The 12,782-nt window shown below is 62.8% G+C and carries 12 protein-coding genes; 4 read left to right on the top strand and 8 right to left on the bottom strand.

The features are described 5' to 3' along the window. Positions 1-45 precede the first annotated feature (45 nt). Positions 46-1,050, top strand: a complete 1,005-nt coding sequence (locus tag AB7828_RS03735) for a Bug family tripartite tricarboxylate transporter substrate binding protein (protein ID WP_175367122.1) — start codon at positions 46-48, stop codon at positions 1,048-1,050. Between the two features lie 74 nt (positions 1,051-1,124). Here the strand turns inward: AB7828_RS03735 and AB7828_RS03730 are convergent, their stop codons facing one another. The 4 genes from AB7828_RS03730 to AB7828_RS03715 form a co-directional block, all read right to left on the bottom strand. After that, positions 1,125-1,367: a DUF2171 domain-containing protein gene (locus AB7828_RS03730; protein WP_089264607.1), complete on the bottom strand. Its 243-nt coding sequence runs from the start codon at positions 1,365-1,367 to the stop codon at positions 1,125-1,127. 82 nt (positions 1,368-1,449) lie between these two features. Then, entirely contained in the window at positions 1,450-1,605 is a 156-nt protein-coding gene (locus tag AB7828_RS03725) for a hypothetical protein (RefSeq protein ID WP_165826963.1), read from the bottom strand. Between the two features lie 88 nt (positions 1,606-1,693). Beyond that, entirely contained in the window at positions 1,694-2,527 is an 834-nt protein-coding gene (locus tag AB7828_RS03720) for an arylamine N-acetyltransferase family protein (protein WP_441229434.1), read from the bottom strand. A 1,161-nt stretch (positions 2,528-3,688) separates the two neighbouring features. Next, positions 3,689-4,489 (bottom strand): hypothetical protein, encoded by an 801-nt coding sequence (locus AB7828_RS03715; RefSeq protein ID WP_441229433.1) that lies wholly within the window; start codon positions 4,487-4,489, stop codon positions 3,689-3,691. A gap of 158 nt (positions 4,490-4,647) precedes the next feature. On the opposite strand from AB7828_RS03715, the gene AB7828_RS03710 reads away from it, so the two are divergent. The 3 genes from AB7828_RS03710 (at position 4,648) to AB7828_RS03700 (ending at position 8,144) form a co-directional block, all read left to right on the top strand. Further along, positions 4,648-5,130, top strand: coding sequence for a YaiI/YqxD family protein (locus AB7828_RS03710; protein WP_093758808.1), 483 nt, complete (start codon positions 4,648-4,650; stop codon positions 5,128-5,130). Between the two features lie 9 nt (positions 5,131-5,139). Next, positions 5,140-6,951, top strand: a complete 1,812-nt coding sequence (locus tag AB7828_RS03705; protein WP_184516090.1) for an ABC-F family ATP-binding cassette domain-containing protein — start codon at positions 5,140-5,142, stop codon at positions 6,949-6,951. 113 nt (positions 6,952-7,064) lie between these two features. Then, positions 7,065-8,144 carry a D-TA family PLP-dependent enzyme gene (locus AB7828_RS03700; protein WP_441229432.1) on the top strand — a complete coding sequence of 360 codons (1,080 nt, stop codon included), beginning with the start codon at positions 7,065-7,067 and terminating at the stop codon, positions 8,142-8,144. 127 nt (positions 8,145-8,271) lie between these two features. Here the strand turns inward: AB7828_RS03700 and AB7828_RS03695 are convergent, their stop codons facing one another. The 4 genes from AB7828_RS03695 to AB7828_RS03680 all read right to left on the bottom strand — a co-directional run bounded on the left by AB7828_RS03695 (position 8,272) and on the right by AB7828_RS03680 (position 12,782). Next, positions 8,272-9,456, bottom strand: coding sequence for an NAD(P)/FAD-dependent oxidoreductase (locus tag AB7828_RS03695; RefSeq protein WP_439079917.1), 1,185 nt, complete (start codon positions 9,454-9,456; stop codon positions 8,272-8,274). An 84-nt stretch (positions 9,457-9,540) separates the two neighbouring features. Next, the gene (locus AB7828_RS03690; protein WP_231080845.1) at positions 9,541-10,458 is read right to left on the bottom strand and encodes an SDR family NAD(P)-dependent oxidoreductase; all 918 of its coding nucleotides are present in this window, start codon (positions 10,456-10,458) and stop codon (positions 9,541-9,543) included. A gap of 12 nt (positions 10,459-10,470) precedes the next feature. Further along, entirely contained in the window at positions 10,471-10,932 is a 462-nt protein-coding gene (locus tag AB7828_RS03685; RefSeq protein ID WP_439076970.1) for a MaoC family dehydratase, read from the bottom strand. A gap of 107 nt (positions 10,933-11,039) precedes the next feature. Beyond that, positions 11,040-12,782: an AMP-binding protein gene (locus AB7828_RS03680; protein ID WP_175366052.1), complete on the bottom strand. Its 1,743-nt coding sequence runs from the start codon at positions 12,780-12,782 to the stop codon at positions 11,040-11,042.

Genomic DNA, 12,782 nt, shown 5'->3' with positions numbered 1-12,782 from the left:
TCAGCAAGATCAAAAACCAAAACGACACCATCGAGGGAAGAAGCTATGACCAATCTGGTTACCCGTCGCCGTGTACTCACCGGTGCGGCCGCGATCACCAGCGCCGCGATCCTGCCGCGCGCCAGCCTCGGCGCCGGCGAATGGAAGCCCACCGAAACCGTCCGCGTCATCGTGCCCGCCGCAGCCGGCGGCTCCACCGACGTGATGGGCCGCATGCTGGCTGCGCATCTGCAGCCGGTCTGGGGCCAGTCGGTCGTCGTCGAAAACCGCTCGGGCGGCGGTGGCACCATCGGCACCGCCGAAGTCGCGCGCCTCAAGGGCGATGGCCACACCATCCTGGTCGGCAATCCCGGCCCCAATGCCATCGCCTACAGCATCTTCAAGAACCTGACCTACAAGAGCGATCAGTTGCAGGCGGTCTCCAACATGATCAAGATTCCGAACATCGTCTGCGCGCATCCGAGCGTGCCGATCAAGACGATCCCGGAGCTGATCGCCTATATCAAGGCCAATCCGGACAAGCTGAACTATGGTTCGTCGGGCGTCGGCCAGAGCCCGCATCTCACCGGCGCGTGGTGGCTGCAGCTCACCGGCTTGAAGATGCAGCACGTGCCGTTCCGCGGTGCAGGTCCCGCGCTGCAGGCGGCCCTCGCTGGCGACATCCAGATCCTGTTCGACAATCTCTATCCGTCGCTGCCCCAGGTGCTCGACGGCAAGCTCACCGGCCTTGCCGTTACCACGCAGCAGCGCAACGCGCAGGCGCCGAACGTGCCGGCGATGCGCGAGACCGCGCCCGAGCTGGAGAAGTTCGACGTGGCGTCATGGTTCGGCGTGTTCTATCCGAAGAGCACACCGACCGAAGCCGTGACCTCGCTCAATGAGCAGATCAAGGTTCTGCTCGGCACCGACGCGACCAAGAAGACCATCGCAGCCATGGGCGCCGTGTCGGACTACGGCACACCTCAGCAATTCCAGACCTTCGTCGAGGCCGAGACGGCCAAGTTCAAGACCATCATCGACAAGGAAGGCTTGCAGATGGAGGTGAAGTGAGGCGCGCCTCACCTCGCTCCATCTGAGTGATCTGAACGAAAACCCCGCGGTTCATACCGCGGGGTTTTTCCGTCTTACTTCTCTTCTTCCATGGCAAAGGCGACGTCGCCATTGGCCGAGAGCCGCACCTTGTCGCCCTCAACCTCGGCAACCAGACCGCCATCGATAAAGTGATGGTGACCTTTGTGGCTGCCCTCGCCGCTATCCTTCTTGGTCAGCTTGATGCGATTGCCCTCGACCTTGTCGACCGTGCCGACGTGCACGCCGTCGGCGCCGATGACTTCCATATGTTCCTTGATCTTGCTGAGCGCGCTCATGTCGTATCCTCTGATGTGGGGAACACTGAACGCGCGGCTGCGCAATAGGTTCAATCGCGATCCGGGGAGATCGGCGTCCCGATCATGCGCCCTTGTTCATCTTCTTGATCTTGGCATCCTGCGCCTCGATCGCCAGTGTCAATTCCATGATCGCCTTGGACAAAAGCTCGGTGGCTTCCTTCTGATCCTGCGACTTGGCGGCGCGCAGCGCGTAGTTCTTGGCGGATGACAGCGACATTTGACGGTCCTCGTGATGATCCCGAGGGCGAATTAGCCGAAGGCGTCATTCGCTGCAATCGGGTCGAAATGGAGAGATTACGCAGCAGTCAACGGCGCTCCGCATTTGCGCTGATGACCGCGAATATCTCGTCGGCGGATGCCGGCGGCGTGACGCCAAAGGTCTCGTCAAGAACCTGCTGCAATTCCGCAGCGCTGCCGAGCACGCGTTCAGACACCGGTTCGCCGTCGCGTCCCTCCGTGATCAGGTGGCGATTGACCAGCTTATAACGCCGGCCGCTGCTGACGCGCTCCATCACCAGCGTCGAGGTGAAGGGCACGAAGGGACTGGTCGATGTGTACCAGTTGCCGAGCTCGTAATCCGACGGCAGTTGCGGCGCGAGGTCAAACACGTACATCGTCCGCCAGCCGTCCGCCCGCTTCGCGCTCAGCGACAACAGGCCATCGGCTTCAGTCAGCCGATAGGTCCCCATCGCCGTTTGCTGCTCGGTCCCCGCGAGGAGCCGTAGAGGTGCATCGAGTACGCAGGCGCCAAAGCCGGTATCGGCGAGATAGGGTCCGTCCGGAAGATCGACCTTCAGGAGCATGTGCGTCCTGGGGCCAAGCGGACTGTCCGGCGGCGCATTCCAACGCACCCGGGCGCCGAGGCCAGTGACCTTGAAGCCGATCGTCTCGAGCGCGGCCCGCAGCATCGCGTTCAGCTCATAGCAATAGCCACCGCGTCGGCCATCGATGAGTTTCTGCTGCAATGACGCCATGTCCAACTTGACCGGCAGATGGAGAAACGGATTGAGACCCTCGAAAGGCAGCGCATTGATGTGAGCGACATGAATGGCCGTCAGTGTCGCCAGATCCGGCGCAACCGATCCGTCAAAGCCGATCCGCGCGAGATAGCGATCCAGCCGAAAAACATCCGTCATCATTTCTGCCTCTTCATCTCTGCCTCTTCATCATCTCGCCCCTGACATAGCCCATCCGCCGGTAGCGGGCGACAACGTACCGCCTAAGCTGTCATTCCGGGGCAAACTAATTGGTTTGCCTGAGGGCGTGCGTCGCCGGCGAAGCCGGCAGAGCGCGAGCCTCGATCCACACTCGTCATTCCGGGGCGCACGAAAGCGGCGGAGCCGCTGTAGTGCGAACCCGGAATCCCGACGTGTTTGGCACGATCGGAGACTCCGATGTCGAGATTCCGGGTTCGCGATACGCCGCCTGCGGCGCCTCCCCGCGCCCCGGAATGACGAGCGTGGAGCTGGAAGACGTCAAACATTTTTTCCTATCTTCCGTTGACAACATCCCTATCAGGTTTATATTCCCCTCGTCCTGCCCCACCGAGAGGGGCGATCGCGATCGTCACGTTCGCGGGGTGGGATGCGGTGGACGCCGGAGATGCGGCGTCACGCGGTTCATGGGGGGACGTCTGTCTTCGGGCAGGACGGATCTGCGCCAGCACTGCCACTGGCAAGGAGACGACCGACCTTGGGATGGAAAGACGCCCTGGACAGTGTGACGGACGACCAAGTCAAAACGCGTTCGGCCAAGTGCTTTGCGGCTACCCTGTCCCTCCGCCCTGGGACATTAATTTTGGTGATGGGACCGTTCGCCATGGCAGATGTGCAAGCAACCGAAAAAACACCGCAGGCGGAACGTCGGGCACTTGCTCGGCGCCTCCGAAAGTCCTGATGCACTCTCAATTGCGGAAGACCGCATCGCATCAGGCCAAGGGTGCAACGGGCACCCGGCGTTCCGCACGCCCTCTCACAGGGGGTAGGGAATGCAAGCAACGACGGCGCCCCCGCGCCGCAAACAATGGGGGTGATGACGCATGTCTGAAGAGCAGTGGCTGTTTGACATTCACATCCGCAACGACGCACAGGCGTCAGAGGCATCCCTCCCTCAAGCAGCGAAGCGCAGTGGGGAGGGTCGGCCGATAGGCCGGGGTGGGGTCTCTCCCCACGTGAGAGCGGCGCCTGTTGCGCGACCCCACCCGTCACGTCGCTCGCAAGTGCTCGCAACGCGCCACCCTCCCCACTGCGCGGCTTCGCCGCTCGGGGGCGGGAAAGGAAGAGCGCCGCTACTCTACAACATCAAGCCGCCACGACCTCGCGCGGCTGAGTGATCGCGATATGCTGGCAATGCGCCACGGGCACCGTGCCGTTGGCAACGATGAGCGCATCGAGCTCGACGAACCGATGCCCCTTCTTCTCGTAATTGGCGGTCACCTTCGCCCGCGCGATCAACTCGTCATCGGTATTCGCGGTCGCCAGCAACTGCATCCTGCTGCCGACGTGAATCCACGGCCCGAGCAGCGCATTGTCCACCAGCACCTTGTTCATGATCCGCTGCAGCACGCCGGGATGCACGATACCCTCGCGCAAATACCGATCGTCGGCCTCGCGAACCTCACCCAGATATTCGGCAAGTCCATCCTCCGGCCAGACCCGCGGCGCCGTCCCGAGCCACTTGTCGAGCGCGTAGGAATTGGCATCCACCGGCAGCCGCTTCGACACAGCCGCCGTATCCGGGAATTTATCCAGCGACGGCACCACCGGGAAGGCCGTCAGCGATGCGGTCCCGGCCGCACGAATCTCGCCGCCGCCCTCAACACTCAGCGCGAGCCCCTCGCCGGCTTCCTCGGCGATCACCTCGACTGTCTCGCCGTCATAGACCGGCTTGGTGAAACGGGCCTCGATCAGGCCACGCTCCAAAAAATCCCGTCCCCAGTGCTGCACCGGCGGATGGATCATATAGGCCAGCACGTCGACGCCAGGCACCAATCCTCCGCTGAAACCGAATTTCCGGGCGACAGAATCGTCATGCATCTTGTTTTCGGACTGTTTGGCGGTGTTAAACGCCTCAACACGGTACGGTTCGAGCCGTTTGGTCATGATTCCTCCCGAAAACTGCGCGAAATTGAGTGTTCGCCTTGGCAGGAGATGATACCCGTCACCATGTTCGAGGCAAGGCGACGGGCGGGGAACTGTCCCGCGTCAGCGCCACATCGCCCACCCGCAAATGACTGCCTTTTCGTGGAACTTGTGCTCCCTTGACCACACGCATCTATATCGACGCCGACGCCTGCCCGGTCAAAGACGAGATTTACCGCGTCGCCGCCCGCTTCAGCCTGCCCGTCAGCGTGGTCGCCGGAAACTTCATCCGGGTGCCTGACGATCCCCTGATCGAGCGGATTGCCGCAGGTTCGGGCATGGATGCGGCCGACGACTGGATTGCGGAACGCGCCCAGAAGGGCGATATCGTGATCACGGCAGACGTTCCGCTGGCCAGCCGCTGCGTCAAGGCGGGCGCCGCGGTAATTGCCCCCAACGGCAAGCCGTTCACAGAACAATCCATCGGGATGACGCTCGCGGTACGCAACCTGATGACCGATTTGCGGTCGTCAGGCGAAATCACCGGTGGTCCCAAATCATTCGCGCCGCGCGATCGCTCGGCGTTCCTGTCGGCCTTGGATCAAACCATCCGCCGCATCCAGCGCGACCCGGCCTTTGCGCCCGCGCCGAAACAAAGTTGAACTGACCTTATGGCTCCTCCGCTTATCCAGCTGAAAGACATCTTCCTGACCTTCGGCGGCACGCCGCTGCTCAACGGCGTCGAACTGTCGGTGTCGCAAGGCGAGCGCGTCTGCCTGATCGGCCGCAACGGCTCCGGCAAGTCGACGCTCCTCAAGATCGTGGCGGGGATCGTTGAAAACGACAAAGGCAGCCGCTTCGTGCAGCCCGGTGCCACCGTCCAGTATCTGCCGCAGGAGCCGGACTTCTCCGGCTATGCGACGACGCTCGCTTATGTCGAGGCCGGCATGGGCGACGGCCACAACATCTATCAGGCGCAGTATCTGCTCGAACAGCTCGGCCTCACCGGCCACGAGGATCCAAACAACCTCTCCGGCGGCGAAGCGCGCCGCACGGCGCTGGCCCGCGTGCTGGCGCCCGAGCCTGACATCCTGCTGCTCGACGAGCCCACCAACCATCTCGATCTCACGACGATCGAATGGCTGGAAGGCGAACTGGCCAGCCGCCGCTGCGCGCTGGTGCTGATTAGCCATGACCGTCGCTTCCTCAGCAACCTCTCACGTGCGACGGCCTGGCTCGATCGCGGCCAGATCCGCCAGATCGATCGCGGCTTCTCGGCCTTCGAACAATGGCGCGATGACGTGCTCGCGGAAGAAGAGCGCGACCAGCACAAGCTCGACCGCAAGATCGTCAATGAAGAACACTGGCTGCGTCACGGTGTCTCCGGCCGCCGCAAGCGCAACGTCAAGCGCCTCGCCGGCCTGCATGAACTGCGCGCACAGCGCCAGGACTATCGCGGCGCCGCGGGCAACGCGACGCTCGCCGCCGCCGAGGCCGAGAAGTCGGGCAAGCTGATTTTCGAGGCCAAGAACATCTGCCGCACCTATGGCGACCGCAAGATCGTCGACGATTTCTCGATCCGCGTGCAGCGTGGCGATCGCATCGGTGTGGTCGGTCCGAACGGTGCGGGCAAGACCACGATGATCAACATGCTGACCGGTACCGAGCCGCCGGATTCGGGCACCATCCGCTTCGGCGCCAATATCGAAATGGCGACGCTGGACCAGCATCGCGAAAGCCTCAACCCGAAGACCACGCTGGCGGAGGCCCTGACCGGCGGCCGCGGCGACCATGTGATGGTCAACGGCCAGCCCAAGCATGTGGTCAGCTACATGAAGGACTTCCTGTTCTCGCAGGAACAGATGCGCACCCCGCTCGAAGTGTTGTCCGGCGGTGAACGCGGCCGATTGATGCTAGCGCGCGCGCTGGCGAAACCATCCAATGTGCTGGTGCTGGACGAACCGACCAACGACCTCGATCTCGAAACCCTCGACGTGCTCGAGGAAATGCTCGGCGACTACGAAGGCACGGTCATCCTGATCAGCCATGACCGCGACTTCCTCGATCGCGTCGTCACCTCGGTGATCGTGCCGGAAGGCAACGGCAAGTGGATGGAATATGCCGGCGGCTATACCGACATGCTGGCGCAGCGCGGCGCCGACCTGAAGCGCGAGGCGAAGACCGAAGCCGTGGCTGCCAAGAGCAACGGCAGCAAGTCGGACGCGTCGAAGCCCGCCGGCAAGCGCAAGCTGAACTTCAAGGACAAGCACGCGCTGGAAACGCTGCCGAAGGCGATGGACAATCTGCGCTCCGAAATCGCCAAGCAGCAGCGCCATCTCGACGATCCCAACCTCTACAAGAAGGATCGCAAGAAGTTCGACACTGCGACCGCCGCGCTCTCAAAGGCGCAGAAGGAATTGCAGGACTCGGAAGAGCAATGGCTGGAGCTGGAAATGCTCCGCGAAGAAATCGAGAACGCGTAACTGTCAGTCGTCATTGCGAGCGAAGCGAAGCAATCCAGAGGCAACAAGCGAAGACTGGATTGCGTCGTCGCTTCGCTCCTCGCAATGACGGTGGAAATGCCGGAGACGACACAATGACCACCACACTCGCCGCCAAAATCTCCCGCGACTACGGCACGCCTGCCCTCGTCATCGACATGGACCGCGTCGAGCGCAATATCGCGCGCATCCAGAAGGTCTGCGACGATGCCGGCATTGCCAACCGGCCGCATATCAAGACGCATAAGAGCCCTGTCATCGCGAAGATGCAGATCGAGGCCGGCGCCAAGGGCATCACCTGCCAGAAGCTCGGTGAAGCCGAGATCATGGCCGATGCCGGGATCGACGACATCCTGATCAGCTACAACCTGCTCGGCGACGAGAAGATGGCGCGGCTCGGCGCACTGCAGGCGAAGGCGAATGTCACCGTCGCCGCCGACAATTCCGTCGTCATCGGCGACTTGCCGAAAGCCGCCGCGATTTCGGGCCGGAATGTCAACGTCGTGGTCGAATGCGATACCGGCCGCAAGCGCGCCGGCGTCGAGACGCCGGCGGAGGCGATTGCGCTGGCCAAAGAGATCGCAGCCTCGAAGGGCCTGACCTTCGCGGGCTTCATGCTGTACCCGACCGAAACCGGCTGGCCCGACGCACAGAAGTTCTACGATGAAGCGCTGGCGGGCGTCCGCGCGCTCGGCCTCGAGCCGACGATCGTGTCCACCGGCGGTACGCCGAACCTCAGGAATGTCGGCTCGCTCAAGGGCGCCACCGAACATCGCTTCGGCACCTATATCTATAACGACCGCATGCAGGTCGCCGCCGGCTCTGCCACCTGGGACGATTGCGCGCTGAATGTCTATTCGACCGTGGTCAGTCGCGCCGGCCCGGAACGCGGCATTCTCGATGCCGGCTCGAAGACACTGACGCCCGACACCGGCGGCCTGGACGGCTACGGCCTGATCCTCGAACATCCCGAAGCCAAGATCGCGCGCTTCGCCGAGGAACACGGCTTCCTCGATCTCGGCCGCAGCAACACCCGTCCCAATGTCGGCGATGTCGTCCGCATCGTACCGAACCACGTCTGCGTGGTCGTCAACATGTTCGATGAAGTGGTGATGGTGCGCGGTGACGAGATTATCGGCACGCTGCCGGTGGCCGCGCGTGGGAGGCTGCGGTAACGCAACAGCGCTTACACTCGGGACCTCATCCTGAGGAGGCGCCGCTTGGCGCCGTCTCGAAGGATGGACACACATTCATGGTTCGAGACGCGCGCAAGAGCGCGCTCCTCACCATGAGGTCGGCGTTCTATCGGGGCGAAAAAGCCAGCCACCTCAAAACGCCCTCGCCCGCTGCAGCTCCTGTCGCAAAGGACGCCTGCAGTAGGTAACCGCCGGTCGGCGCTTCCCAATCGAGCATCTCGCCGGCGACGAATGTGCCCGGCATACGCTTCAGCATGAAGGCGTCATCGATCTCATCGAACGAGACGCCACCCGCCGTCGAAATAGCACGCGCGATCGGCGCGACGCCATTGAGCGTCACCGGCACGGCGTTGATCAAGGCAGCCAACTTCTCCGGCGGCAATGACGCCAGTTGAATGCCCTCTGGGACAGCGACTTCCTGCAGCAGCCCAATGGCCACCGGCGACAGATGGATCGCCTTGCGCAGGAAATTGGAGAAAGACTGCTTGCCACGCGATGCTGCCAGCTTCGTGGTCAGCTCCTTCGCATCGAGGTCCGGTCTAAGAGCAACGCGCAGCGTCGCCTTGCCATCCGCGATGACCGCTTCGCGCAACAGAGACGACAGCGCATAGATGCCACCGCCTTCGATACCGCCACGCGTGACCATCGCCTCGCCGCGCACGCTGTGTGCACCGAACGATAGCGCAACACCCTTCAGCGGCTGACCTTCGAAACGGTCCTTGAATATCTCCGACCACGCGACCGTAAAGCCGGAATTCGCCGGACGCAGCGGCGCGATGCTCAAGCCCTTCGCAGCCAACACATCGATCCAGGCACCGTCGGAGCCGAGCCGCGGCCAGCTTGCACCGCCGAGTGCAAGAACCGCGCTCTTGCAGGCGATCGCCCGCGAGCCGTCCGGCGTTTGGAATGTCAAACGCCCATCGCCGTCCCATCCTGTCCAGCGGTGACGAAAGGCAAACCGCACGCCACTCTCATCCAGCCGCCGCAGCCACGCGCGCAGCAATGGCGATGCCTTGAAGGCCTGCGGAAACACCCGGCCGCTGGACCCAACAAAAGTCGGCTGCCCAAGCGCCTCGCCCCAGTCGCGTAGCGCGGTCGGCGTGAAAGCCGAGATCGACGGCGCAAGCTGCGCCTCCGCCGCGCCATAGCGCTTGAGGAATTCCGGCAGCGGCTCACTATGAGTGAGATTGAGTCCGCCGCGTCCGGCCATCAGAAACTTGCGACCAGCCGATGGCATCGCGTCATAGACCGTGACGGCAGCACCGCCACGGCTCAGCACTTCGGCCGCCATCAGCCCCGCAGGACCCGCGCCGATCACCGCAACTTGGTTCTTCACAGGCTCAGTCACGGTCTCACGCAGTGGCGAAGCCGCCGATCAGGCCTTCACGCCCAAGCGAATGGCGGCCTGCTCGACATACTTCTGGGTCTGATGGAAAGCGCCTTCCAGCGCCTTGGCCTTGGACATATCACTAATGTCCGCGAAATGCGCGGCAATCGTATCCGGGCTCCAGTCAGCTTCGGCGAAATTGACACCTTCGCTTTCGAGAATCTTGATGACCGCGAAGGAGCCTGCGCCGGCGCCCATGATGGTCTTGGTCGGTGCATTCTCGCTCAGGAGATATTCGACCGCCGGCGTGATCGCTTCCGGCTTCATCAACTGCAGCGCCTGCGCTGGCAACAGTTCCTCGGTCATGCGCGTGGCTGCCGTGGGTGACACGATGTTGACGCGGATGTCAGTCTTGCGACCTTCCTCGGCGAGCACATTCATCAGGCCGACCATGCCGGTTTTGGCCGCGCCGTAATTGGCCTGACCGAAATTGCCATAGAGGCCGGACGACGAGGTGGTGAGCACGATACGCCCATAGTTGCGCGCGCGCATACCTTCCCACACGGCCTTGCAGCAATAGAAAGTACCGGTGAGATGCACGTCCAGCACCTTGGCGAAGTCGGCGAGCTCCATCTTGGCGAACGACTTGTCGCGGAGAATGCCGGCATTGGCGCACATCAGGTCGACGCTGCCCCACTCCTTGGTCGCCTTGTCGACCATCGCTTTGACCTGTTCGAAGTTCGAGACATCCGCGCCATCGGGCATCGCCGTGCCGCCGGCTGCGCGGATTTCCTCGACCACGGATTCCGCTGCCGTCAGCGAACCGCCGGTGCCATCGCGCGCGCCGCCGAAGTCGTTGACCACGACCTTGGCGCCGAGCTTCGCGAGGCCGAGCGCATGGGCGCGGCCCAGTCCATTGCCGGCGCCGGTAACGACGGCGACGCGGCCGTCAAATCGAATGGTCATGTAGCTTGCTCCTTAATTGAAATAGACAAGGCCGAGCCAGTCGGCGACCAGCGCCGGCTTGTCCTCGCCTTCGATCTCGACGGTCACATGGGTGCGTGTGAACAATTCTTTCGGCTTGCGCAACGTCGCCTCGGTGAGCGTGAAGCGACCGCGGATGCGCGCGCCGGCTTTCACCGGCGACACGAAACGTATTTTATCGGTGCCGTAATTGACGCCCATGGCGACATCGGCGAGTTGCGGCAGAGCCTCATAGGAAAAGACCGAGAGCATCGACATGGTCAGGAAGCCATGCGCAATTGTCGAGCCGAACGGCGTCGCCGCTGCGCGCGCTGGATCGACATGGATGAACTGAAAATCCTCCGTCGCCGCAGCGAACGCATCGATACGCTTCTGGTCCATGACATGCCAGGGCGACACGCCGACTTCCTTGCCTACCATGGCGATATAGGCATCACGTTCGATCATCGCGCTCATTCAGTCTCAGTCCTCAAAATCCAGTTGCGTTGCGGGGCGCAGATTCCACAGCGCACACCCTGACGCCAAGCGAAATTGTGCGCTGCAGCCATGCAAAGCGCGATAAATTACCGCTCGCCCTCTTGCGATCCCGCCGTACGGAGTGCCTGCAATTCGGGGAAATCCTCTTCGCGAAACTCGACGCCGCGCAAAGGATCGCTGCGATCGTCGGCATGTTCGAGCCGACGCAGGTGGACCCTGCGAATCTTGCCCGAAATCGTCTTCGGCAGCTCGGTCACGAACTCGATCCGCCGTATACGTTTGAACGGCGCCAGACGCACATGTAGATGCTGATAGATCGACAGCGCCGTCGCCTTGGACGGCGCGGTATCGCCGATCAGCAACACATAGGCCTTGGGGATGGCGAGCCGGATCGGATCGGGGCTCGGCACAATGGCGGCCTCAGCCACGGCATCGTGTTCCAGCAGGATACTCTCCAGCTCGAACGGGCTGATGCGATAGTCCGAGGATTTGAACACATCGTCGGAGCGACCGACGAAAGTGAGATAGCCATCGTCATCGGAAAATACGACGTCGCCGCTGCGATAGATCTCACCGCTTGCACCGCTGACGCTACCGTCTTCGGCCTGATAGCCCTGCATCAATCCTGCCGGGCGATCGACGCCAAGCACGAGACTGACCTCGCCCTCCTTCGCCGGATTGCCATCGGCATCGACAACGCGAACCTTCCAGCCCGGCAGCGGACGGCCCATGGAGCCCACCTTGACGGTCTGGCCCGGCGAATTGCCGGCCAGCGCGGTGGTCTCGGTCTGGCCGTAGCCGTCGCGAATGGTGAGACCCCAGGCCGCCTTGACTTGATCGATCACTTCCGGATTGAGCGGCTCACCGGCGCCGCAGACCTCGCGCAGCGCGACCTTGAAGGTGGCAAGCTTCTCCTGAATGAAGAGCCGCCACACTGTCGGCGGTGCGCACAGTGTCGTCACGCCGCAGCGGCCGATAGTGGCAAGCAGGCCCTTGGCGTCGAAACGCGGCTGATTGACGACAAACACGGTGGCGCCGGCATTCCATGGTGCAAAGAAGCAGCTCCAGGCATGCTTGGCCCAGCCCGGTGAAGAGATGTTGAGATGCACGTCGCCCGGCTGCAGTCCGATCCAGAACATCGTCGAGAGTCCGCCGACGGGATAGCTGCGCTGGCTGTGCCGCACGAGCTTCGGCTTCGCCGTGGTGCCCGAGGTGAAATAGAGCAACATCGGATCGTCAGCCCTGGTTGGGCCATCCGGCGTGAAGATCTCGGAGAAGTCTGCTGATGTCTCGAAGGCGAGCCATCCGGCGTGAACTGACGCGGCGTTGACGACGATCTGACCAATGCCCGCGGTCTTCAAGCTGCCGAACTTGGCGACCTGGTCCTCTGCCGCCACCACGAGCTTGGCGCGGCCGCGATCGAGCCGGTCCTGCAATTCATCCGAGGTCAGCAGCGTGGTGGCAGGAATGATGACGACGCCGAGCTTGATCGCCGCCAGCATGGTCTCCCACAGCGGCACCACATTGCCGAGCAACAGCAACAGATGATCGCCGCGCTTCAGCCCCTGCGCGCGCAGGAAATTGGCAACCTGATTGGAGCGGCGTGACAGCACCTCGAACGACAGCTTCGTCTCGCGGCTGGCGGCCGCATCGACGATCCAGAGCGCAGTCCGGTCCTTGCTGACGGGATCATGGGCGAGTTCGGCGTCGAACCAGTCGAGCGCCCAGTTGAAGTCGACCGGATCGGGCCAGCGAAAGCCGGCAACGGCAGTGTCGTAGTCGGTGCGGTGTTCGAGGAGGAAGGCGCGGGCCTGCTTGAACGTGGTCAT

The sequence above is a fragment of the Tardiphaga sp. 215_C5_N2_1 genome (assembly GCF_052076055.1).
GTDB lineage: Bacteria > Pseudomonadota > Alphaproteobacteria > Rhizobiales > Xanthobacteraceae > Tardiphaga > Tardiphaga robiniae.
This window is presented reverse-complemented; position numbering and strand designations above follow the sequence as displayed.

Coding starts and splice junctions, on each gene's coding strand:
- AB7828_RS03735 (WP_175367122.1), top strand. CDS start 46: ATGACCAATCTGGTTACCCGTCGCCGTGTACTCACCGGTGCGGCCGCG.
- AB7828_RS03730 (WP_089264607.1), bottom strand. CDS start 1,367: ATGAGCGCGCTCAGCAAGATCAAGGAACATATGGAAGTCATCGGCGCC.
- AB7828_RS03725 (WP_165826963.1), bottom strand. CDS start 1,605: ATGTCGCTGTCATCCGCCAAGAACTACGCGCTGCGCGCCGCCAAGTCG.
- AB7828_RS03720 (WP_441229434.1), bottom strand. CDS start 2,527: ATGATGACGGATGTTTTTCGGCTGGATCGCTATCTCGCGCGGATCGGC.
- AB7828_RS03715 (WP_441229433.1), bottom strand. CDS start 4,489: ATGACCAAACGGCTCGAACCGTACCGTGTTGAGGCGTTTAACACCGCC.
- AB7828_RS03705 (WP_184516090.1), top strand. CDS start 5,140: ATGGCTCCTCCGCTTATCCAGCTGAAAGACATCTTCCTGACCTTCGGC.
- AB7828_RS03700 (WP_441229432.1), top strand. CDS start 7,065: ATGACCACCACACTCGCCGCCAAAATCTCCCGCGACTACGGCACGCCT.
- AB7828_RS03695 (WP_439079917.1), bottom strand. CDS start 9,456: ATGGCGGCCGAAGTGCTGAGCCGTGGCGGTGCTGCCGTCACGGTCTAT.
- AB7828_RS03690 (WP_231080845.1), bottom strand. CDS start 10,458: ATGACCATTCGATTTGACGGCCGCGTCGCCGTCGTTACCGGCGCCGGC.
- AB7828_RS03685 (WP_439076970.1), bottom strand. CDS start 10,932: ATGAGCGCGATGATCGAACGTGATGCCTATATCGCCATGGTAGGCAAG.
- AB7828_RS03680 (WP_175366052.1), bottom strand. CDS start 12,782: ATGACCACGTTCAAGCAGGCCCGCGCCTTCCTCCTCGAACACCGCACC.